Below are 22,664 nucleotides of genomic sequence, written 5' to 3'. Positions count from 1 at the left end.
TCCAACAACAAGGCCCGAAATCAATTGCTTCTGCATGATCGTCCGAACGAGTCTCGTGAATACGCAACCTATGTTACTTCCGAACCTGATGATCCCATACGACGGAGAGCGGACAATCGCCCTCGATACCGCGTTTTGAGAACGGGTGTTTCTCCGCAGACACAGACGGGACAATCACTGATCAGATCAGCAAACTCACATCAGTCCTGATCGGAAGACGGACCTGTCACTTTGCTGCGAGACCACGGCACAACATACGCGGCCTCATTCAAATGAATGACGCCGCGAGACATCTGCATCGCTAAGCTAAGAGGTTGCGCCGGCACGCGCGGGTGACTCGGCGGTGTCCTTATCGCAATCCCTGTTGGCCAGCGGCAGCGCTGCGCGTGATCAGGCCGGCGTCGTCCCAGCGCGCGGCTTCAGGAATTCGCGCGCGACGATCAGCTTCTGCACTTCCGTCGCGCCCTCATAGATGCGGAGCGCACGGATCTCCCTGTAGAGGCTCTCGACGATCTCGCCCTTGCGGACGCCGCGGCCGCCGAACATCTGCAGCGCGCGGTCGATGACGCGTTGCGCGGTCTCGGTGGCGGTGAGCTTGGCCATCGCGGCCTCGCGGGTGGTCGGCAGCTTCTGGACGTCGCGGCGCCAGGCGGCGCGGTAGGTCAGAAGCGCGGCGGCGTCGATGTCGGTCGCCATCTCGCCGAACGCGGCTTGCGTCATCTGCAGGTCGGCCAGCGCGCCGCCGAACATCTGCCGGCTCTGCGCATGCGCGCGCGCCTCGTCGAGGGCGCGGCGGCCGAAGCCGAGCGCGGCGGCGGCGACAGAGGCGCGGAAGATGTCGAGCGTCTGCATCGCCAGCTTGAAGCCGCCGCCGGGCGCGCCGAGCCGCCGGCTCGCCGGGATGCGGCAATTCTCGAGGCGCAAGGTCGCCAGCGGATGCGGCGCGATCACCTCGATGCGTTCGGCGACCGAGAAGCCGGGATCGTCGGGATACACGACGAAGGCGGAGATGCCGCGCGCGCCCGGCGCCTCGCCGGTGCGGGCGAACAGCGTGTAGACATCGGCGATGCCGCCGTTGGAGATCCAGGTCTTTTCGCCGTCGAGCACGTAGGCGTCGCCGTCGAGCCGTGCGCTGCAGGCCATCGCGGCGACGTCAGAGCCCGCCTCCTTCTCCGACAGCGCAAAGGCCGCCAGCCATTCGCCCGTGCGCACCTTGGGCAGCACGCCGGCGCGCAGCTCGGGCGAGCCGCCGAGCGCGATGGCGCCGGAGCCGAGCCCCTGCATCGCGAAGGCGAAGTCGGCGAGACCGTCGGCATAGCCAAGCGTTTCGCGCGACAGGCAGATGGCGCGGGAATCGATCGCAGCAGCATCGGCATCCGGCGCCACGACGGCGCTGTCGAGCAGACCTGCGGCGCCGAGCGCGCGCACGATCTTGCGGCAGGCGGCATCGACATTGTCGTGATCGACGTCGTCGAGCACGCCCGAGCCGACGAAGCGGTCGAGCTGCCTACACAGGTCGCGGTGACGCGGCTCGAAGAACGGCCAGTCGAGCCAGTCGCGGGGGATCACCTTCGCCGATGCACTCATGATGGACCTGCTCGCCAATTATTTTAAACATAAAATAATTGGCGGGCGATCAGTCTGTCAAGCTTGGCGCCCTCCGGCGCACGGCCGGCTCCGCTATTCCGCCGCCTTGGCCATCTTGCCGAACACGCGGGTCGGCGCCGGGAAGCCGCAGGAGGTGCCGTCGGTGATCTTGACCTGGTCCTCCCACGGCAGGCGATAGGTGCCGGCGACCATGTCGTGCATGAAGGTGTAGGGGCAATCCATCGCGCCGCCCTTCACCGCGACGTAGCCGCGATGCCAGAGCTGATAGATGTTGTTCTCGACGCCCCAGCCGAGGCGCGCCTCGCGCACGAGATCGGGGCGCACCTCCGCGGTGATGATCTCGTCGACGCGGCCCGTCGTGCCATGAGCGAGAATGCTGCCGTCGAAGTTGACGATCATGCCCTCGCCCATCGAATCGAACGAGCCGTCGGAGCCGCACATGCAGACATTGGCTGTCACCATCAGGTTCTGGAAGGCGTTCGCCTGGTTGGTGAAGCGCCAGCTGTCGCGGATCGGCGCGGTGTAGCCGGCCGTGCGGATCATGATCTCCGCGCCCTTGTAGGCGCATTCGCGCGCCATCTCCGGGAACATGCCGTCATGGCAGATGATCAGTGCGATCTTGGCGCCGCGCGGGCCCTCGATCACGGGAATGCCGAGATCGCCGGGCTCCCACGGCTCGACCGGAATCCATGGATGCAGCTTGCGGTAATACAGCTTGATGTCGCCATTGCTGTCGATGATCAGGCCGGAATTGTAGGGATTGCCGTCGGGGTTGTACTCCATGATGGAGAAGCAGCCCCAGATCTTGTTGTCGATGCAGGCCTGCTTGAAGGCGGCGACCTCCGGCCCGTCGAGCCGGCACATGATCTCCGGATTGGTGTCCATCGACAGGCCGTGCAGCGAATACTCCGGGAAGACGACGAGATCCATGGTGCCGAGATTGCGCCGCGCCTTGCCGACCATCCAGACGATCTTCTCGGTCTGCCGCGCGAGATCCTCCTTGGTCACGACGACCGGCAACTGAAGTTGCACCAAGCCGATGACCACGCCGTGTTCGGATTTATTGAGACCGCCGAGCCCATTCATGCCGGACCTCCCTGTGTCGCTGCCGTCAGAATTTTGGTCAAGACAACCACGATTCAGCGGAAGCCGCGCGCCGATATTTCAGCGCGCGCTGCCGCTTGCGCAGGCAGCAGCGATTTGCGGTTCCGTCAGAGCGAAGGCTTTTGCCGCAGACGTCCTTGGAACCGCGCCAAAGCGCGGCCGAAGATGGCCTCATCGCCCGTCGCGCGCGCCAGTACCAGCGCCCCCTGGATGCCGAGCACGACCTCCTCGGCGCGATCAGCGGCCTCTGTCGCCGGCCAGCCGTCACGCACCAGCGCATCGCGCAGCGACTCGATCCAGCGCGTGAAGTAGCTGGCGATCGCCGCCGCGAAGCGGTCGCGCGTCCCGTCGAGTGCAAAGGCGCCAACCAGACACACTCGCCGGCCGGAGCGGAAGTAGTCATCGACCCCACGCCACATCCGCGCGATCGCCACGTCAGGGGCATCGTCGCGCAATGGCACATAGATCTCGCGCTCGAACCAGCCGTCGACATGCGCGAGCACGGCGCGTGCCATCTCATCCTTCCCGCCCGGAAAGAAGTGATACAGGCTGCCTTTGCCGAGGCCCGTCCGCTCGGTGATGCGGCTGAGCGAGGCGCCCTCGAAGCCCAACTCGCGGAACACTTCCGCGAGCATGGGGATCACGTCGGCACGCTCGTTGAGCGTCCGCATGCACGCGTTCTCAGAGACCGAGGTCAGTCAGGCCGGGATGCTCGTCCGGCCGGCGCCCGAGCGGCCAGTGGAATTTGCGGTCAGCCTCCTGGATCGGCAGATCATTGATGCACGCGTAGCGGCGCTGCATCAGCCCCTCGGCGTCGAACTCCCAGTTCTCGTTGCCATAGGACCGGAACCAGTTGCCGCTATCGTCATGCCACTCATAAGCGAAGCGCACCGCAATCCGATTGTCGGTGTAGGCCCAGATCTCCTTGATCAATCGGTAGTCGAGCTCCTTCGCCCATTTGCGGGTGAGGAATGCGACGATCTCGGCACGGCCGGTGATGAACTCGGCCCGGTTCCGCCAGCGACTGTCGGGCGTGTAGACCAGCGACACACGCTCCGGGTTGCGGCTGTTCCAGCCGTCCTCGGCCATCCGCACCTTCTGAGTTGCGGTCTGCAGGGTGAAGGGAGGGACCAGCCCGCTCATGAAAGCTCTCCATTGTACCAATCTGACTACCTTGTACCTATAGGTACAGAGAGTCAAGCGACCGGCCTTCGAACATGATCCCGCTGTCACGCGCAATGCCCGTCGTTCCTCGCCGGAGTTGCCGAAAGCGCGGTGCGGACCTACCGATCTTTACATCGCGCCAGTCAGCACGCTTGTGTGCTCAATGGAAATTTGAATGATCTGCTAAGGGAACCGGCCGGATCGCGGGGACAACACGGTCCGCCGGCCAGACGCTTTGGGGATTTCAAGACATGTCGAAGCTCACGCCGCATGGCGAGTGCCTGCAGTGGTCGCCCGAACTCATCTGGGTGAATGCGATCTCCGACGTGCTGATCTCCTTTGCCTTCTTCACCATCGCGTTCGTGCTCGCCTACATCGTCTATCGCCGCCGCGACTTTCAGTTCAGCTACATCTTCTGGGCGTTCGCGCTGTGGGTGTCGGTCTGCGGGCTGACACGGCTGATCGAGGTGCTGACGCTCTGGGTGCCAGCCTATGTGCTGGAGGCGACGACAAAGGGCTTCCTCGCGTTCATGTCCGCCGGCATCGCCGCGGCGCTGCTGCTGCTGCTGCCGCGGGTCCTGATGATGCCGTCGCGCGCCGAGCTGCGGCACGCCTATGCGCAGCTCGAGGAAGAGACGCGGCAACGACGCACCGCGGAAGCCATGGTCAAGCGCTTCCAGGAGATCGAGGCGACCGAGACCCAGGTCCGCCAGGCGCAGAAGATGGAGGCGATCGGCCAGCTCACCGGCGGCGTCGCGCATGACTTCAACAACATCCTGACGGTGATCACCGGCACTATCGAGATCCTCGCCGAGGCGGTGAAGGACCGCCCCCAACTGGTGCAGATCACCAGCCTGATCAACTCGGCCGCAGCGCGCGGCGCCGACCTGACCAAGCACCTGCTGGCCTTTGCCCGCCGGCAGCCGCTGCAGCCGCGCAGCGTCGACATCAACGGCATGGTGGTCGATACCGCCCGCCTGCTGCGGCGGACGCTCGGCGAGCAGATCGAGATCGAATCCATGCTGGCCCACGATTCCGCACCGGCCATGATCGATCCCAGCCAGCTGTCGACTGCGATCCTCAATCTCGCGCTGAACGCGCGCGATGCCATGCCCGAGGGCGGCAAGCTCACCCTGGAGACCAAGAACGTCCTGCTCGATGACGCCTATGCGCGGATGAACCCGGAGGTGATCCCAGGCAACTACGTCATGATCGCCGTCAGCGACACCGGCGTCGGCATTCCGGCCAATCTGCTGGACAAGGTGTTCGAGCCGTTCTTCACGACCAAGGACGTCGGCAAGGGCGTCGGCCTCGGGCTCAGCATGGTCTACGGCTTCGTCAAGCAATCTAACGGCCACATCAAGATCTACAGCGAACCGGGCCACGGCACCTCGGTGAAGCTGTACCTGCCGCAGGCCACGGTCGATGCGGAGACCCGGCTCGCCGAGGCCAACACCGCCGGGATGGAGCGCGGCGACGAATCCATCCTGATCGTCGAGGACGATGCGCTGGTGCGCGAATATGTCATCGCCCAGATCAAGCGGCTCGGCTACACCACGCTCGCCGCCAGCAAGGCGGATGAGGCGCTGGCGCTGATCGACAGCCCCGCACGCATCGATCTGCTGTTCACCGACATCATCATGCCCGGCGGCATGAACGGACGGCAGCTCGCGATCGAAGCCTTGAAGCGGCGCCCGACCCTGAAGGTGCTCTACACCTCCGGCTACACCGAGAACGCGATCGTGCATCACGGTCGGCTCGACGCGGGAGTGCTGCTGCTCACAAAACCCTATCAGAGCGCGGATCTCGCCCGCATGCTCCGGACGGCGCTGAACGCATGATCCCGGTCAGTGGCGCCGAATGATCCGGCACTCATGCGGGTGGGTTTCCGGACGGAAGAAATGTGTAAAGCGTGCGGGATCGAGGGACTTGAATGCGTAACATGTTCGGGCGCTGGCTGGCCGCGGTGCAGGCCTATGCATCGGCCGATGATCCGCAGTCCGACATCGCCGCCAAGGTGGCGCTGGTCATCGTCTCCAACCAGCCGTTCTATCCGCTGTATCTCCACGCCATCGCCGGCACCGCCGCCTGGCCGGCCTGGCTGACGCTGCTGACGACGCCATTGTTCGCCAGCGTGCCGCTGCTGGCGCGGCGCAATCCGTTCGCCGGCCGCGCGCTGATGGTGCTGGCAGGCACGCTCAACACGGTGTTCTGCGTCAAGCTGTTCGGCACGCATAGCGGCGTGGAGTTGTTCCTCATTCCCTGCGCCTTGCTCGGCGCGCTGCTGTTCCGGCCCGACGAACGCCCGCGCTCGCTGCCGCTGCTGGCGCTCCCGTTCGTGTCATATCTACTGATCGATTCCCGGCTCGGCGAACCGGTGATGCGAGTCGCCGGCGCCAACTACGCTTCGCTGGTGTCGATCAACGCGATGAGCGTCGCCGCGCTGACCGCACTGATCGGCCTGCTTGCCTCTGCGCGCATGGCGACGGAGTAGCCCCCTTGTTCGGCTGTCATCCCGGGCAAGTCCGGACACGCGATAGCGTGGTCGGGCGCGGATCCGGGATCCATACGCCGTGCTATCAGGGACGCGGACGCTGGAGCGGCGTTCTTCGTAACAATCACCGCCTGTGGTTATGGATCCCGGGTCGGCGCCCGACGTCGCTCCGCGACGTCAGGCTTGCCCGGGACGACACCGGTTTTTGACGACGCACTGGATCAACTCACTCCGCCCTCTCATCCCCTCCGCCGTCATCCCGGACAAGTCCGAACACGCGACAGCGTGGTCGGGCGCAGATCCGGGATCCATACGCCGCGCTGTCCGTGTCGCGCACGCTGGAGCGGCGTTCTTCGTCACAACGATCGCCTATGGTTATGGGTCCCGGGTCAACGCCATGACGTCGCTTCGCGGCGCCACGCCTTGCCCGGGACGACATCGGTTTTTGACGACGCACTGGATCAACCCGCGCGTCGCGATCTCCGGGGGACAATGAGTCGCCCGTCGGGCAGATGGAGACGCGGTAGCGCTTCGAACAACTGTCTTCGACGACCGTTGATGCGTGCGGCTCAAAACCGATTTCACGCACGGCCTCAACGCGATGACCTCTGTCCAGATGCCGACGCGAAAATATTCTTCTTTCGCTTTTTCGGAATCTGGTGTCTGATGACCCCACACCGCCTCGGGCAGAGGGCGTATCGCGGTCGTCACGACACGCGAGGCGGGGAGCGATGGCCGCGGCGACCGCAGCATGCCCTTGGGGGATGCCGACGAACGGTTCGCGGCGGACGGTGAAGTCGTGTGGTCCTGACACCCCGACGCCGGTGTCCGCGCTGACGCGTGAGCGTGATGCGCAACGGTGGCCAGAAAGCCGGTGCACCGAGGAGAGCACGTATAAGCCGTAGCCCGTTGCGCAGGGAAGGCCGGGATGTCCGGCTAAGCCTGTGGTTCCTGCCCCGTGCATTCTTTTCGCACGGGGGCCGCAGGCGCCGGTCGGCGCCTGGTCTTCCCTGCTCCTCTCAGTTCGAGAGGGTCGATTGTCGCATCAACTCGGGCGCGGTCGCGCTGCGAGACCGACGAGCTGTATGTCGAGCTATGCCGCGGCGAACTGCCAAGGCGACGGCGTGTAGGAGGGAGCGTGATAGTTCCGATTTGCCGGGGGCTGCGATGGCGCCTGGCGCGCGACGAAATAGGCCTCGAGCTCGGCGACCGCCCGGCTTTCCCATTCCGCGGCCTGCGCCAGCAACGAATCGCGCTGATGGGGACGAAATGTCGCAGTCTGCCGGTACAAGGACGCGACGGTACGATAGCGCCGCACGTTTTCGAGAACCGCTTCCCCATTCATCGTCATGATTGCTCTCCCCTCTCCGTCCCCTCAGGACGCCCCGAAGGTGCACGGGCGCGCTTTGCCAAATCGTTAGCGGCCGGCACAGCGCGTTCTGATGGTTGGCAAATCCTTGCCTAAGCGAATGCATCGAATTGTCTGGGTCATCATCACCAGCAAAGTATTTGCCGACCGGAGCGGGAGCTCACGCGGTCCATTTACGGATTCTTAGGGTTACGCGCACGAGCTCCGAAAGTGACGTAATCACAGACACTTAGTGACGCCATCACAGACGCATCCAAACACGAGTGTTGTAGTTCGACTACAGCCGAGCGGCCCAAAATGTGAGAGGAGCATGTCCGAACGTTGCTGAATTTGATCAGGGATTGTGACCATGAAAATGCTTGCCTCCGCCGTCTCGCTGCTTCTCGCAAGCTCGCTCAGCGCCTTCGCCGCCGATCTGCCGGCGCGCTACACCAAGGCTCCGCCTCCGGCCGCGATCTACAATTGGACGGGCGGCTACTTCGGCGGCAACGTCGGCTATGGCTGGGGCCGATCGAATCTCGGCACGACTCTCGACCAGACCAGCGACTGGCAGCTCGAAGGCGCCGCCTTCCAGAATCAGTTCGTCAGCATCAGCAACAACAGGCTCAATCCGGCCGGCGTGCTGGGTGGCCTGCAGGCCGGCTACAACTGGCAGAGCGGCGCGGGCGTGTTCGGCGTCGAGGCCGACATCAACGGCACGGACATCAACAAGCGCGTCGTCTATACCGCGCCCAATGCGCCGACCACCCGGACCTTCAACGAGAGCATCCGCAGCGACTGGTTCATGACCCTGCGCGGCCGCGCGGGCTATGCGGTCGACACCACGCTGTTCTATGTCACGGGCGGCCTCGCCGTCGGCAACGTCAAGGGCAGCTGGGATCTGACCTCCGGCAATGGCTACGCCAAGACCGGTTCTGCCAACGAGACGAAGGTCGGCTGGACGGTCGGTGCCGGCGTGGAGCACGCGTTCGCACCGAACTGGACGGTCAAGGCCGAATATCTCTACACCGATCTCGGCAGCATCAACTACGCCACCGCCTATGTCCCGGGCAGCACCTTCGCTCCCCCCGGCTTCAATTATCGCGAAAACCTGTCCCAGGACTTCTCGTTCCACACCGTGCGGATCGGCGTGAACTACAAGTTCGGCGGCCCGGTCGCAGCCCGCTACTGATCGCGACAGCAACTTCATCCGCGCGCAAAGGCCTCGGCTCCGCCGAGGCCTTTTTGCTGAGCTCAGGCCGCCGCGATCGCCGCGCGGAATCGGCGCAGGGTCAGCCACAGCACCAGCGCAGCGATGACCGCCACCGACACGAATTGCGGCCAGACGACGTCGAGGCTGGCGCCGCGATAAAGGATGGACTGGGCGAACGACACGAAGTGCGTCGATGGCGACGCCTTCATGATCGTCGAAAGCCAGACCGGCTGGCTCTCCACCGGCGTCATCCCGCCCGAGAGCATGTTGATCGGCACCGCGACGAGGATATAGAGCAGCCCGAGCTGTGGCATCGAGCGCGCGATGGTGCCGAGAAACAGGCCGACGGCGGTCGCGAAAAACAGATAGAGCACGGTGCCGCCGAGAAACAGCGGGATCGAACCCATGATCGGCACCTGCAGGTACCATCTCACGACGAGATAGAGCGCCACCGCGACGGCGACCGCGATCACGAGCGCATTGGCCCAGATCTTCGACATCGCAATCTCGAACGGCGACAGCGGCATCACCAGCAGATGATCCATCGTGCCATGCTCGCGCTCGCGCACCAGCGCGGCGCCGGCCAGGATGATCGCCAGCATGGTGACGCTGTTGATGATGCCCATCACGCCTTCGAACCAAGCGGTCGTCACATTGGGATTGAATGCGATCCGCGTCACCAGATTGACCGGCGCCTGGACTGAGGTCTCCGAGCGGGCGACGAACCAGGCAACTTCGGTGCTGATGATCTGCAGCGCATAGCCCGAGCCGATCCCGGCCTGGATCATCGCGGTGGCGTCGACATTGACCTGCACCGACGGCTTGCGGCCAGCGAGAACGTTGCGCTGGAAATTCGGCGGAATGTCGAGCACGAAAGTAAAGCGGCCGTCATTCATCAGCGGCTCCACTTCGCGCTGACTGATATAGACCGGCTTTTGGAAATAGGGCGGAAGGAACGCAGCCGCGATGCGCCGCGAGAGCTCGGAATTGTCCTCGTCGACGACGGCGATCGAGGCGCGGTGCAGCTCCTGCGAACTGCTCTGCGCCTGGCTGATCACCGCCACGGTGAACGAATAGACCACGAGCCCGATCAGCACGAGGTCGCCGAACAGGCTGCGCAGCTCCTTGGTGCCGAGCCAGAAGATGTTGGAGAGCGACCGCATCATGGCTCAGCGCTCCTGCTTCGGCAGCATGGCGAGGCTGAGCCCGGTCAGGACCGGGATGAAGACCAGCAGCACCAGGATATCGAACCAGACATCCGCAAAGCCCAGCCCCTTGGTGAAAGTGCCGACCGTGATCGGGCGGTAATAGGTCATCGGAAAGCCCATGCCGAGCAGGCGCGCGACGCCCGACAGCGACGACACCGGGACCAGCATTCCCGAGAACTGCGTGGCCGGCAGGACGGTGAGGATCGCGGTGCCGAACAGCGCGGCGATCTGGGTGCGGCAGAACGTCGAGATCAGCATGCCGAAGCCGGTGGTGGTGATCACATACACGACGGTGCCGACGAGCAGTGGCAGGAAGTCGCCTTTCATGGGCACGCGGAACAGGGTCAGCGCCATGACGTACATCAGCGCGAAGTTGACCAGCGCGACGGCGATATAGGGCAGTTGCTTGCCGACGAGGAATTCCAGCCGCGTCACCGGCGTGACGTAGAGATTGGTGATCGAGCCGAGCTCCTTTTCGCGGACCACCGCGAGCGCCATCAGGATCGCCGGAAACAGCGCCAACAGCAGTGCGATCGTGCTCGGCGCCATCGCATAGATGCTATCGAAGGCCTGGTTGTACTTGAACCTGATCTCGACACTGACCGGCGAGGCCGCCTGCGGCCGCGTCGTCTTGACAGCGGGGTCGGACAGATAGAGCTGGTGCGTGCCTTCGAGATAGCCGCGGATGGTCTCGGCGCGGAACGGCATCGCGCCGTCGATCCAGGCCGACACGAAGGCGGGGCGGCCGCGCTTGATGTCGACGCCGAAGTTCGGCGGGATCTCGATCGAAGCCTTGATGTCCCCGCTTTTCATCCGCCGCTCCAGCTCGGTGTAGTCGGCCAGCGGCGGCTTCTCGACGAAGTAACGCGAGCCGCGGAGCTCGGCAAGGTAGGCGCGGCTCTCCGGCGTCTGGTCGCGGTCGAGCGCGGCGAAGGTGAGGTTGTTGACGTCAGTCGAGATGCCGAAGCCGATCACGATCATCAGGAACGCCGTTCCGAACAGCGCGAACATCAGCCGGATCGGATCGCGGATCAGCTCGAGCCCCTCGCGGATCGTATAGGCCAGCAGCCGCCGCAGGCTGAAGCCAGGCTGGACGCCACCGTCGCCCGGCGCGGCCTGGGGATGCGCGACGGACTGCGCTTGCGTCAGCGTGACCGGCGGATCGGCGACGCCGGCGTCCTGCTCCAGGAACGCGATGAACGCCTGCTCGAGCGTCTGCGCCCCCTTGGCGCGGATCAGCCCGTCCGGCGTGTCGGTCGCCAGCACGCGGCCCTCATGCATCAGCGACAGGCGATCGCAGCGCGCCGCCTCGTTCATGAAATGGGTGGAAACGAAGATCGTCATGCCGTCCCGGCGCGACAGCTCGATCAGCAGCCGCCAGAACTGATTGCGCGCGACCGGGTCGACGCCGGATGTCGGCTCGTCCAGGATGAGCAGATCGGGCTTGTGGACGATCGCCACCGCGAGCGACAACCGCTGCCGGATGCCGAGCGGCAGATCGGCGGCGAGCCCGTCGACGTGCTCGGCGAGGTCACAGCGGTCGATCAGCTCGGCGATCCGCTTGGCGGCGACGTCGCGCGGCAGCTGGAACAGCCGGGCATGCAGCACGAGATTCTGCTGCACGGTGAGCTCGCCATAGAGCGAGAATGCCTGCGACATGTAGCCGACCCGGCTGCGCGATTCATGGTTGCCCGCTTCCATGGAGCGGCCGAAGATCAACGCCTCGCCGGCCGTCGGCGGCAGCAAGCCCGTCAGCATCTTCATCGTGGTGGTCTTGCCGCAACCGTTGGAGCCAACGAAGCCGAAGATCTCGCCTTTGCGAATCTCGAAGCTCACATCGTCGACGGCGGTGAAGTCGCTGAAGCGGCAGGTCAGGTGACGGGCGACGATGACCGTCTCATGGCTGCCGTCGAGCTCCGACTTGGCCGGCATCTGGGCGTGATCGCCCGAGGCCTCCGCAGGCAGCAGCGCAATGAAGGCATCCTCGATCGTATCGGCTCCGGTCCGCGCCTTCAGCTCGGCCGGCGTGCCGGTCGCGAGGATGCGGCCATCATTCATGGCGATCAGCCAGTCGAAGCGCGCAGCCTCCTCCATATAGGCGGTGGCCACGATGACGCTCATGCCGGTGGCGCTGCGCGCACGCAAGCGATCGATCAGGTCCCAGAACTGCCGCCGCGACAGCGGATCGACGCCGGTGGTCGGCTCGTCGAGGATGAGGAAGTCCGGATCGTGGATCAGCGAGCAGCACAGGCCGAGCTTCTGCTTCATGCCGCCAGAGAGCTTCTTCGCCGGCCGGTCGGCGAAGTCGGACAGAGCCGTCGCCTGCATCAGCTCGTTGATCCGCCAGTCGCGCTCGGCGCGGGCCTGGCCGAACAGGCGCGCGAAGAAGGCGATGTTCTCGCGCACGCTGAGATCCGGATAGAGATTGCGGCCGAGCCCCTGCGGCATATAGGCGATGCGCGGACAGATCCGCTCCCGCGCCCGCCGGTCGGACATGTCGGCCCCGAGCACGACGGCCTGCCCGTTCTGGATGGCGCGGGCGCCGGCGAGCATCGACAGCAGCGACGACTTGCCGACGCCGTCCGGCCCGATCAGGCCGACGACGCAGCCGCTCGGAATCTCCAACGAGAGGTCGTCGAGCGCGGTGACATCGCCATAGTGCTGAGACAGATGCCTCGCGGCCGCGACCGGAGGCGCTGATGTGCTCATGGCGCAGCTTGCAGACGTGCGGGCCAGGCAACGTCGGGATTCCACCTGACATAGGCGACGCCTGGCAACCCGCTCCTGACGGCATCAGCGTGGGCGGCCAAGCGGTCCGGGTCGACGCGGACGCGAATGCGGAACATCAATTTGTCACGCTCGCTACGCGTCTCCACGGTTTTTGGCGTGAACTGCGCCTGGGTCGCGACGAACGACACCTTGGCCGGAATGGGACGATCAGGATAGGCATCGAGCACGATGCGGGCGTCGCTGCCGACCTTGATCTTGCCGACCTCCTCGGTCGGCAGGAACACGTCCATGTAGACATAGCCGATGTCGAGCATGGTGAAGACCTTGCCGCCCGCGCCCAGGACCTCGCCGACATTGGCAAGCCTGTACTGGATACGGCCCGCCTTCGGTGCGATCAGCGAGTTGTCGGCAATCTGCACCGTGTAGAGCGCGACATCGTGACGGACGGCTTCGAGCCCGCGCTCGGCCTCCGAGATTCGCGCCTGTGCGCCGGCAAGGCCCGCAGTGGCGGCATCGAGCGCCTGCTGGCGCTGGTCGGCGAGCTCGCGTGTCGTCCAGCCATTTTGCAGCAGGCTGCGCGTGCGCTCCATTTCCTGCTCGGCGAGCGTCTTCTGCGTCTGCAATTGCGCCAGATTGGCGCGCGCCTGATCGACCACATGCTGCGCCTGTTCGGCCTGCGCGGTGGCCTTCGACAGCGACTGCTGCAATTCCTTGCTGTCCATCCGCGCAACGATCTGCCCGGCCTCGACGAGATCGCCGATATCGGCCCGCAGCTCGGCGACGCGGCCGGCATATTTGGTTGCGATGTCGATTTCGTCGGCCTCGATGCGACCGTTGCTGACGCTGATGCCGGGCGGCAGCGGCGGATGCAGACGCTGCCACCACACATAGCCGCCGCCTCCGGCCGCGCCGACGATCAGAAGCAGCAGCAGAAGCGGCCACCGGCGCCGCACCACTCGCGGCTCATGTGCTGCGGGAACAGGCAACACCGGCGCAGGAACGAGCGCTGCGGGCTCGGTCCGAACCTGCTGAACGGGCCGTTCGTCACCGACGAGCTGGGTGTCCTGTGGATCCATTCCGAGAGGCCTTCTTCACTGAAGCAGGCGCCCCGTTTGCCACAGGCCCTCGTAAATCCGTTGACACAGCTCAATCGGCGGCGATGGCGTCGCCCGCACGCACGATCACGTTTGGTTTACGGCGCGGAATCAGACGTCGCGATGGCATGGATCAGCAGCAGGCAGCTGAAGATGACGAACAGCGCGAAGGCATGGAATTCATGCAGAGACATGTCGAGCAGAGCCAGCATCCAATCGACCGGAAGGCCGGCAACGATCAGCAGCAGAAAGCCCGTTCCCGCGACGAAGATGCCGTCGAGAATTTTCAGCGCGATCATCTTGCTGGTCATCGCACCTCTCCATCGACCAGACACGCGCCGGGCCGCTCGCGGCCGCCATCGCCTCGCACCTCCCGCGGAGTCATCCCGTAGTGCCGGCGGAACGAGCGATTGAAATGCGACAGATCGCCGAAGCCGACATCATAGGCGATGCTGGCGATCGCCAGCTGCGCGTGAGCCGGGTCGCACAGCATGCGATGCGCATCCGCCAGTCTCACGCCGGAGAGGAACGCAGAAAAGGTCGTGCCGTCGGTCTCGAACAGGCGCTGCACGTAGCGCGGCGTCACGTTCAGCCTGGCCGCGACCACCGCCACCGAGATGTCGCGGCGCCGGCTGTTGGCGATGAGGAAGGACTTGGCGAGCTTCAACCGCGCCGCCCGCAATCCGCGCGCGCGCATCGTCTCCGCCAGACCGGCTGCCGGTCCGATCGCCAGCGCCAGCAGGTCCTGAATGTGACGTACCGACAGATTGAGCAACTGCGCATCAAGCGCGCCCCCGCTGCTCATCAGCCAGCTCGCATAGTGATCGAGCAATTGCACCGCGCCCTGGTCGACGGGGATCGGCCGCATGACAGCATCGTCGATGCTGATGTCGGCGGCTTCGATCATCACGCGGGGCATCAGCAGCGTGAAGGAACGGCCGTCGCTCGTGCGGTGAAAGGCGCAGGGATCGGCACCGCTGAGCAGGACGGCCTCGCCACGTCGCACCTCACGCGTCTGCCCTGCCCCTTCGACGAAGGCCGTGCCTTCGCGATTGAGCGCAAGGAGCACATTCTCCGCGCCATCGCCGAGATAGCAGCCCGATCGCGAGATGCGCGCCGGCGTGGCCCAGGCATCGAGCAGCTGCAAGCCGGGCAAAGCCAGCGCGCGATTGCGCGCCTTGAACGAGATATCGGGAGCGGGCTCGAAGTCGACGCGCAGCATGATCCGTCCGTAATGCTCGCGCCAGTAGGCCGCGCGCTCCCGCTCCGGAATGTGATCGGTCGAGAATTCGACGATGCGAGAGTTGAGGTCCGACATGCAATCACCCGAGACTTTTACAACTGGCACCTGGAGCTTCGCGTAGATGGCGAAATCGTTAGCGCCATCCGCTTGCGGCCGGCGTCCTCTGATGAGGGTACCTGCCGTCCTCGGCGGTCTTCGGATGTGAACTGGATCACGTCTGGTCGTGGCAGCCCCGGCAATGGTCGTCAGGCACCAAGACGTGGAGCGCGCAGGAATGTTGCGGTCCGCCGCTTTCAAAACCCATGAGGACGACGATGAAACTCTCTGGACGATGCTTTTGCGGCTTGGTGGAAATTGAGGTGTCGGGTGCACCGGAGGCAATGGGCTATTGTCATTGCCGATCCTGTCGGTCTTGGTCCGGTGGACCCGTCAATGCTTTCAGCCTGTGGAAGCCCGAGGCGGTGAAGATCACGTCCGGAGCCGACCATGTGGCGACCTTCCAGAAGACGCCGCTCAGCCAGCGGCAATATTGCGCCAAGTGCGGCGGTCATCTGATGACCGCTCACCCGCCGCTCGGACTGATCGACGTGTTCGCGGCCACCATCCCCGACCTCGCATTCCAGCCGGTCGTCCACGTGAACTACGCGGAGACGGTGCTGCCGATGCGCGACGGCCTGCCGAAGCTGAAGGATTTTCCGCGCGAGTTCGGCGGCTCGGGCGAGACCATCGCCGAATAAGCTCGGTGTTTCCATCGTCTGGAGGCGTGCCCCAGGCGATGGACTCTCACGAAGGGTCACGTCGTGAACCTCGCGGCCTCCGTGACGACCCATGAGGGGGAATATTGTCTGCCGATCCATGTTGACAGTTCAGATCGGCGGCCCCGGGGCGATCGCAGAGAGGTGACCGTGGTGAGCGAACGCTATACTCAGGCGCTGGACGCCATCTATCAGGGCCTTGCGGACGTGGACGGCATCCCCAGCGCATTGGAGTCGATCCGCAATCTGATAGGAGCCGAAGGCGCGACCTTCGAAGTCATCGACACGTCCGTCCGACGGCCGGTGCTGTTTCACAGCAGCGGCGTCGCGTCGGCCGAGGGCGATGACTATCTCGCGCACTTCGCGCCTCGCAATCCGCGCCTGCCGGTGGCCTTGCGCCAGCAACGCGGTGAGCTGTCATGGGACTATCAGGTCATGGATGAGAGCGCGATGACGCGTGATCCATTCTACGCGGACTTTCTGCCGCGCGCTGGTCTCCGCTATTTTCTCTCGGTGGTGCTCGACCGATCGCCGCAGCGGCTCGTCGCCTTCACCCTGCAGCGGTCATCGCAACGCGGGCATGTCGGCAGGTCCGAGATCGCGCTGATGCAACGTCTGACGCCGCATTTGCAGCGCGCCTATGGGATGAGAGGCAGCATGGCCGCAGCTCACGGCGACGGTGTTGGTACCAAGGTCCTCGACCTCCTGAAGGACGGCGTCGCATTGCTCGATCCCAAGGGAGAGGTCGTCCACGTCAATCCGAGCCTGCAGGCCATCGCCATAGAGACCGGACTGTTCCGGATCGATGCGCGCGGCATTCACTTCGGCGCGTCCGATCTGCGCAGCCGCTATGCGCGAGCGTTCGGCGCGGTGATGGGCCGTGACGGTCTCACCCTCGCCGACGAAGCCATCGACTTTCTGGCGCCGCGTCCCGGCGGGCTGCCGCCGTGCACGATTTCACTGCGAGCCCTGCGTCAACGCTGGCCGGGATGCGATGCTCCCGGAGCTGTCGTAATGGTGCTCGTGCACGATCCATTGCAGGAAAGCGCAGCGACACATCTGCTGCAGGATCTTCATGGCCTGACCCGGGCCGAAGCTCAGCTCGCCTGCGCCCTCAGCACGGGCATGACGGCGGTCGAATACGCCGCACATCGCGGCGTCAAGGTCACCACGGTCTATACGCATCTGAAGCGGACGCGAGAGAAGACGGGATGGCGCAGCGTCGCCGAGCTGACGCGGCGCGTGCACGAAATCTCGATCAGGCTGAGGGAAAGTTGACGGCCAGCTTACCTTGCAGCAAAGCCCTCGATCTGCCGCGCCAGCGCCTCACGGACGCGCGCGACGACATCGCCGTAATCGCGGCGCTCATCCTGGCGGAACAGCCGTACGCTCGGATACCACGGGCTGTCATCGCGATCGAGCAGCCAGCGATAATCCGGCGTATAGGGCAGCATGATCCAGGTCGGCTTGCCGAGTGCGCCGGCAAGATGCGCGACGCTGGTATCGACGGTGAGGACGAGATCGAGATTGTCGATCAGCGCCGCCGTGTCGACGAAGTCACGGATGTCGGCGGTGAGGTCGAGGATCTCGTTGCGCTCGGCCAACACAGCTTTGTCCGCGGGCCGCGCGTCCTTCTGCAGGCTGACGAATTGCGCCCCGATGTCGAGCAGCGGAAGCAGCGTCGCCAGCGGCATCGAGCGGTTGTGGTCGTTCAGATGCACGGGGTTGCCGGACCAGACGAGGCCAACGCGCAAGGACTTATGCGGTCCAAGCCGCTGCTCCCAAACCTCGCGGCGCTCCGCCGCCGGGCGCGGCAGATAGCACGGCGAGGCCGGGATGGTGTCGAGGCGGGTCGCAAAGGCGAGCGGCAGGCTCGACAGCGGGCAGTGATAGTCGATCGCCGGGATCGGATGGACGCCGCGAGCCAAGCACTCCGCCACGCCCTCCAGGCCAGCCAGCAGCGGCTGCAGCGGAGCATCGACTTCGAGCACGACGCGCGCGCCCTCGGCCGCGACCATCGCGGCGTAGCGCGCGAACTGGATCGTGTCGCCCAAGCCTTCGTCACTGTGCAGCAGGATGGTCTTGCCCGCGAGCGGCGCGTCGGCAAGCCACATCGGCGCCTCGAAGCTGCGCTCGACGAAGCCGACCGCGCGACATTTGCGGCCCCACTCGCGCGCCGCCCAGCCACGCGCGAAGTCACCGGTGAGCAGCCGGAACAGCGCGGCATTCCAATGCGCATCAGCAAGGTCCGGCTTCAGCGCGACGGCGCGGTCGAAGCTGGCGAACGCCTCGTCGAAGCGATGCAGCTCGGCCAGCGACGTGCCGCGATGATTGTAGAACTCGGCCGTCTGCGGCCGGATCGCGATCGCCTTGTCGAACACGGCAACCGCCTCGTCATGGCGGCCGAGATTCTGCAGGATGCAGCCATAGCTGTTGGCGATGTCGGGATCATGCGGTGCCAGCGCGTGCGCGCGCTGACCGGACACCTGCGCCTCGTTGTAGCGGCGCAGACGCCGCAGCGAGATGCCCTTGAGACAGAGCACGCCGGCCTGGTCCGGCTGCTGCTTCAGGGAGTGGTCGAAGCGCGCGATCGCCTCGTCGTATCGGCCCGCGTCGAAATGCACCGCGCCGGCCTTGTTGGCAGCCTCGAGCTGGTCAGGCCTGAACTTCACCACCTGATCGAAGGCGAGCGCGGCTTCGTCACGACGGCCCTGGGCTTCCAGCACCTCGCCGAGCCGAAGCCATGCCGGGACGTGATCGGGTGCGAGCTGCAGCAAGCGATCGCAGGCGAGCGCCGCCTCGGCATGACGGCCCGTGAGCTGCAGCAGCTCACCGAGAGCATCCCAGCTTTCGGCCGAGTCCGACTGCACCTGGAGCGCGCGATCATACGCCTTGATGGCCTCGTCGAGCCGGCCGACGAGCCGCAGCGCATGGGCGAGTCCCACGAAGGACGATGCGAGCGTGATATCCTGCCTGATCGCACGCGCGAACCATTCGATCGCATCGTCGGCGCGCTTGAGCGCGAGGCAGACCTGGCCCATCGCCTGCAGCGCATCGATCGAGGCGGCATTCAGCGTCAATGCGCGGCGGCAGGCGTCCTCGGCCTGTGCCAGCTGGCCGGCGCGCAGCAGCCGCAACGCCGCCGCGCACAACGCATCCGGCGTATCGCTGCGTCCCAACGATCCGGGTTTCACCGGAGACTTGCCGGCGGGCCGGTGCGGCTTGTGCTTCATCACGGGATCTCTGCGCTCGTGACGCAAGCGGTAGATGATTCCTCGATGCGCGGAAAGATTGCGGCTCGACGGGGCCGCCGTCAGGACACGGAAGCCGGCGCGAGCGGCACCGCCTCGAGGCCACCGAAGCGACGCTCGCGACCGCGGAAGGACGCCAGTGCCTGGGCGAGATCGGCGGCATCGAAATCGGGCCACATGCGCTGGGTGAAGTGCAGCTCGGCATAGGCGCCTTCCCACAGCAGGAAGTCCGACAGGCGCTGCTCGCCGGAGGTGCGGATGATCAGGTCGACGTCGCGCAGGCCGGCCTCGCCGGTCACGAGGTCGGAGAACCGCTCGCGCGTCAGTCCGTCGAGGCCGCCAGCCTTCGCAGCCGCATTGAGAATCGCATCCCGCGCCGAATAGTCGACGGCGATGCGCAGATGCAGGGTGCGGCCGTTGCGCGTTGCCGCTTCGGCGCGGCCGATGGCATCGGCAATGCCGCCCGGCAGGCGATCGCGGCGGCCGATCACGGTGAGGCGGACGCCGTTGCGCACCAGCGACTCCACCTCGCTGGCGAGATAGACGCGCAGCAGCGCCATCAGGGCGGCGACCTCTGCGCGGGGCCGGCGCCAGTTGTCGCTGGAGAACGCATAGAGCGTCAGCGTGCCGACGCCCTGATCGGGCGCGGCTTCGACGACGCGGCGGATCGCCTCGACGCCGGCCTCGTGCCCGCGCAGCCGCGACAGGCCCTGCCGCGTCGCCCAGCGGCCGTTGCCGTCCATGATGATGCCGACATGCAGTCCATCGACCACAGCAGGCGATTTCGGTTGCAGACTACTCTGCATTGCAAAGCTCCAGGTCAAAAAAATTCGATGAGACGATCAGGCGCGGCCGGGGATGAGGCCGGCCGATGAGGGCGCGTGATCCTTGCCGGCTGCCGCCGCGGCGTCGCGGACCAGGCGTTCCAGCACGGCGAGATAGTCGAGAAACCGGCGGCGCCCGGCCTTGGTGAGACGGCAGCTGGTATGCGGGCGATTGCCTTCATAGCCCTTGGTGACCTCGACCAGCCCAGCCTCCTGCAGCACCTGAAGGTGACGCGACAGGTTGCCGTCGGTCAGGCCGCACAGCTGCTTGAGATCGGCAAAGGCGAGGCCCTTGGGATGCGCCATCAGCGAGGTGAGCAGGCCGAGCCGCGCCTTCTCATGGATGACGCGGTCGAGCCCGTCATAGGAAAACGGCGCGCTGCCGTCAGTCTTCGACATCGGAGTCTCCGGTCGCAAAATACAGAATGCCCGCCATCAGCGCCTGGCCGGCGGCGAAGGGCAGCCCCATGGTCCAGGGCGACAGCAGGTGAGTGACGCTGCCGAGCAGCAGCACCGCAAAGCCGGCCAGGAAGTAGAACGCACCCGCCAGCGCGACCGTACGCGGCAGCGAGCGCACCGAGGCGAACACGCCAAGCGACATCAGGATCTGCCACAGGCCGGGCAGCATCCAGAGCGCCTCCGGCGCGAATTTCCAGAGCAGCACTGCGAGCAGCACGCCGGCAATGCCGGCCGGCAGGAACTGCTCGACAGCCTGATGGATCATGGCATCGGCGAGGCCGGAATGATGCCGGCGCGAGCGCGCACGCATCTCGATCCAGATCATCGAAAGCGACACGCAAGCCGCCGCTGCCCAGCCAAGCAGGAAGATGAGCGGCTCTGCCGTGGGATCGGGCAGCACGAATTGCTGGATCAAGGCCGTCGTGAGCGCGACCGCCGCGGTTGCCGCCATCGTCGCCGGCCCATAGCCGCGGAACGCCGTGCCGGCCGCAAGCTGGCTACGGATCGCGATGATGTCGGCCAGCGCCTTGTCCAGGTCGCGCATGTCTCACCCGGCGCCGCCTGGGGCGCGATTTACTTTGCGACACAAAGTATACACGTTCGCAAAGTGAACGCAAGTCTGCCGGCCGACGAGATTCAGGACCTACGCCGCGTGATACCACGCAGGGACCAGCAGCCGCCCGGCCCTCGGGTGTGGGAGAGCTCAGTAATAGTTGTAGCGATGAACGCGCCGCGGCGGCGGCATGTCGACATAGACAGTGGGGCCACGCCGGGCGGAATCAAAGGCCACGCGCGGGTTGATGCCGCAACCGGCGTTGCGTCCGGAAGCACTGGCTCGGCATTGCTCGAACGTCTGATAGGAGCATTCACCGGGGTAGCCGACACCCCTGCCCTGCACACACCAGGGATAATCGTAGCCTCCGGCCGCCGCCGGCGTGACATTGCCGCCGCTGACGAGTGCAACGCCGACGAGGCCGGCCGCCATCATCAAAACCTTGCGCATGATCTGTTCCTCTTCTGGCGGGAAGATTGCAGCACACTGGCATGGTCAAAAAACGACGGATTGGCGGTTCGGATCACCAAGCAGGGCGATGACGTGTCGCAGACGGGGCACGCCATCGCCGTTGCTGCCAAAGCGCCTGCGCTCAATCCAGCTTCAGGCCGGCGAACTCGACGACCTTCTTCCACTTGTCGGTTTCGGCAGCGATCTGCGCGCCGAACTGCTCCGGCGTCTGGATCAGCGGATCACCGCCCAGCTCGACCAGCCGCTTCTTGATGTCCGGCTCGGCGAGGATGGTGTTGACCTGCTTGTTGAGCTTCTCGACGATCTCCTTCGGCGTGTTCTTCGGCGCGCCCATGCCGAACAAGGCGCTCGCCTCATAGCCCGGCACCGTCTCGGCGATCGCCTGCACGTCCGGCAATTGCGCCGAGCGCTCCTGGGTGGTGACGCCGAGCGCGCGCAGCGAGCCGGAGCGGATGTGCTGGATGATGGAGGGCATGTTGTCGAAGATGACCTGGACCTGGCCGCCGAGCATGTCGGTGATGGCCAGGGCGGCGCCACGATACGGCACATGCTGCATCTTGGTGCCGGTCATGGCCATGAACATCTCACCCGACAGATGCACGGAGGTGCCGTTGCCGGAGGACGCCATGTTCACCTTGCCCGGGTTCTCCTTGAGGTAGGCGATGAACTCGGCGACGGTCTTGGCCTTGATGTCGCCGTTGACGGTCATCACGTTCGGCACGCGGTTGAACGACGCCACCGGGGCGATGTCGCGCACGAAGTTGAACTTCAGGTTGGTGTAGAGGCTGGCATTGATGTAGTTCGCCGGATTGACCAGCAGCAGCGTATAGCCGTCGGCCTGCGCGTTCACGACCGACTCGGTGCCGATATTGTTGCCGGCGCCCGGCTTGTTCTCGACCACGAATTGCTGGCCCAGCGTCTCGGACAGGCGCTGGCCGATCAGCCGCGCGAGGATGTCGGTGGCTCCGCCCGGCGGATAGCCCACCACGAAACGGACCGGGCGGGCCGGATAATCCGCTGCGGACACACTGCGAATGGCGGCGACGGACGGGACGGCAGAAGCGATCAGACCAAGCGCAGTACGACGTGAAATCATGCGTTTCCTCGGATATATCGTTGAGCGTTCGTTAACGAACAGCCGACAC

Annotated in this window: 21 protein-coding genes; 5 read left to right on the top strand and 16 right to left on the bottom strand. The window is 65.3% G+C overall.

The features are described from left to right. Nucleotides 1-390: 390 nt before the first annotated feature. The 4 genes from BRAD285_RS34780 to BRAD285_RS34765 form a co-directional block, all read right to left on the bottom strand. Nucleotides 391-1,587, bottom strand: coding sequence for an acyl-CoA dehydrogenase family protein (locus BRAD285_RS34780; RefSeq protein WP_006610293.1), 1,197 nt, complete (start codon nt 1,585-1,587; stop codon nt 391-393). A gap of 93 nt (nt 1,588-1,680) precedes the next feature. Then, the gene (locus BRAD285_RS34775) at nt 1,681-2,694 is read right to left on the bottom strand and encodes a formamidase (protein ID WP_006610294.1); all 1,014 of its coding nucleotides are present in this window, start codon (nt 2,692-2,694) and stop codon (nt 1,681-1,683) included. A gap of 125 nt (nt 2,695-2,819) precedes the next feature. Next, on the bottom strand, nt 2,820-3,383 hold the full coding sequence (locus BRAD285_RS34770) for a TetR/AcrR family transcriptional regulator (protein WP_006610295.1): 564 nt from the start codon (nt 3,381-3,383) through the stop codon (nt 2,820-2,822). A 10-nt stretch (nt 3,384-3,393) separates the two neighbouring features. Then, nucleotides 3,394-3,855 carry a nuclear transport factor 2 family protein gene (locus BRAD285_RS34765; protein WP_006610296.1) on the bottom strand — a complete coding sequence of 154 codons (462 nt, stop codon included), beginning with the start codon at nt 3,853-3,855 and terminating at the stop codon, nt 3,394-3,396. 272 nt (nt 3,856-4,127) lie between these two features. Between BRAD285_RS34765 and BRAD285_RS34760 the strand changes: the two genes are divergently transcribed. Next, nucleotides 4,128-5,717: an ATP-binding protein gene (locus BRAD285_RS34760; protein WP_006610297.1), complete on the top strand. Its 1,590-nt coding sequence runs from the start codon at nt 4,128-4,130 to the stop codon at nt 5,715-5,717. 92 nt (nt 5,718-5,809) lie between these two features. Beyond that, on the top strand, nt 5,810-6,370 hold the full coding sequence (locus BRAD285_RS34755) for a hypothetical protein (protein WP_006610298.1): 561 nt from the start codon (nt 5,810-5,812) through the stop codon (nt 6,368-6,370). Nucleotides 6,371-7,463: 1,093 nt separating this feature from the next. Here the strand turns inward: BRAD285_RS34755 and BRAD285_RS34750 are convergent. Further along, nucleotides 7,464-7,721 (bottom strand): hypothetical protein, encoded by a 258-nt coding sequence (locus tag BRAD285_RS34750; protein ID WP_035645079.1) that lies wholly within the window; start codon nt 7,719-7,721, stop codon nt 7,464-7,466. A 367-nt stretch (nt 7,722-8,088) separates the two neighbouring features. On the opposite strand from BRAD285_RS34750, the gene BRAD285_RS34745 reads away from it, so the two are divergent. Next, on the top strand, nt 8,089-8,910 hold the full coding sequence (locus BRAD285_RS34745; protein WP_035645082.1) for an outer membrane protein: 822 nt from the start codon (nt 8,089-8,091) through the stop codon (nt 8,908-8,910). A 62-nt stretch (nt 8,911-8,972) separates the two neighbouring features. On the opposite strand, the gene BRAD285_RS34740 is transcribed toward BRAD285_RS34745, so the two are convergent. The 5 genes from BRAD285_RS34740 to BRAD285_RS34720 form a co-directional block, all read right to left on the bottom strand. Next, the gene (locus BRAD285_RS34740) at nt 8,973-10,097 is read right to left on the bottom strand and encodes an ABC transporter permease (RefSeq protein ID WP_006610301.1); all 1,125 of its coding nucleotides are present in this window, start codon (nt 10,095-10,097) and stop codon (nt 8,973-8,975) included. 3 nt (nt 10,098-10,100) lie between these two features. Next, a complete protein-coding gene (gene rbbA / locus BRAD285_RS34735; protein WP_006610302.1) occupies nt 10,101-12,848 on the bottom strand; it encodes a ribosome-associated ATPase/putative transporter RbbA in 2,748 nt (915 codons plus the stop codon). Then, nucleotides 12,845-13,945, bottom strand: a complete 1,101-nt coding sequence (locus BRAD285_RS34730) for an HlyD family secretion protein (protein ID WP_006610303.1) — start codon at nt 13,943-13,945, stop codon at nt 12,845-12,847. The genes rbbA and BRAD285_RS34730 overlap by 4 nt, the downstream gene beginning before the upstream one ends. Nucleotides 13,946-14,061: 116 nt before the next feature. Next, entirely contained in the window at nt 14,062-14,274 is a 213-nt protein-coding gene (locus BRAD285_RS34725) for a hypothetical protein (protein ID WP_035645085.1), read from the bottom strand. Then, nucleotides 14,271-15,281 carry an AraC family transcriptional regulator gene (locus BRAD285_RS34720; RefSeq protein ID WP_006610305.1) on the bottom strand — a complete coding sequence of 337 codons (1,011 nt, stop codon included), beginning with the start codon at nt 15,279-15,281 and terminating at the stop codon, nt 14,271-14,273. The genes BRAD285_RS34725 and BRAD285_RS34720 overlap by 4 nt, the downstream gene beginning before the upstream one ends. Before the next feature lie 239 nt (nt 15,282-15,520). Here BRAD285_RS34720 and BRAD285_RS34715 point away from each other — a divergent pair, with 239 nt between their 5' ends. Then, nucleotides 15,521-15,943, top strand: coding sequence for a GFA family protein (locus BRAD285_RS34715; protein WP_006610306.1), 423 nt, complete (start codon nt 15,521-15,523; stop codon nt 15,941-15,943). Nucleotides 15,944-16,114: 171 nt separating this feature from the next. Continuing rightward, nucleotides 16,115-17,239 (top strand): LuxR family transcriptional regulator, encoded by a 1,125-nt coding sequence (locus BRAD285_RS34710; RefSeq protein ID WP_244422098.1) that lies wholly within the window; start codon nt 16,115-16,117, stop codon nt 17,237-17,239. An 8-nt stretch (nt 17,240-17,247) separates the two neighbouring features. Here the strand turns inward: BRAD285_RS34710 and BRAD285_RS34705 are convergent, their stop codons facing one another. From BRAD285_RS34705 to BRAD285_RS34680, 6 genes are all read right to left on the bottom strand, one after another. Continuing rightward, nucleotides 17,248-19,194, bottom strand: coding sequence for a tetratricopeptide repeat protein (locus BRAD285_RS34705; RefSeq protein WP_035645088.1), 1,947 nt, complete (start codon nt 19,192-19,194; stop codon nt 17,248-17,250). Nucleotides 19,195-19,274: 80 nt separating this feature from the next. Further along, a complete protein-coding gene (locus BRAD285_RS34700) occupies nt 19,275-20,018 on the bottom strand; it encodes a di-trans,poly-cis-decaprenylcistransferase (protein ID WP_006610309.1) in 744 nt (247 codons plus the stop codon). A gap of 36 nt (nt 20,019-20,054) precedes the next feature. Then, complete coding sequence (locus BRAD285_RS34695; protein ID WP_006610310.1) at nt 20,055-20,435, bottom strand: transcriptional regulator; 381 nt, start codon at nt 20,433-20,435, stop codon at nt 20,055-20,057. Continuing rightward, nucleotides 20,422-21,039: a hypothetical protein gene (locus BRAD285_RS34690; RefSeq protein WP_006610311.1), complete on the bottom strand. Its 618-nt coding sequence runs from the start codon at nt 21,037-21,039 to the stop codon at nt 20,422-20,424. Before BRAD285_RS34690 ends, BRAD285_RS34695 begins: the two co-directional genes overlap by 14 nt. Before the next feature lie 159 nt (nt 21,040-21,198). After that, nucleotides 21,199-21,498 carry a DUF3551 domain-containing protein gene (locus tag BRAD285_RS34685; RefSeq protein ID WP_006610312.1) on the bottom strand — a complete coding sequence of 100 codons (300 nt, stop codon included), beginning with the start codon at nt 21,496-21,498 and terminating at the stop codon, nt 21,199-21,201. A 142-nt stretch (nt 21,499-21,640) separates the two neighbouring features. After that, the gene (locus tag BRAD285_RS34680; RefSeq protein ID WP_006610313.1) at nt 21,641-22,615 is read right to left on the bottom strand and encodes a tripartite tricarboxylate transporter substrate binding protein; all 975 of its coding nucleotides are present in this window, start codon (nt 22,613-22,615) and stop codon (nt 21,641-21,643) included. Nucleotides 22,616-22,664: the final 49 nt, after the last annotated feature.

Source organism: Bradyrhizobium sp. ORS 285 (assembly GCF_900176205.1).
GTDB lineage: Bacteria > Pseudomonadota > Alphaproteobacteria > Rhizobiales > Xanthobacteraceae > Bradyrhizobium.
Note: the sequence above shows the minus strand (reverse complement) of the source record. Positions and strands in the feature narration are given on the sequence as shown.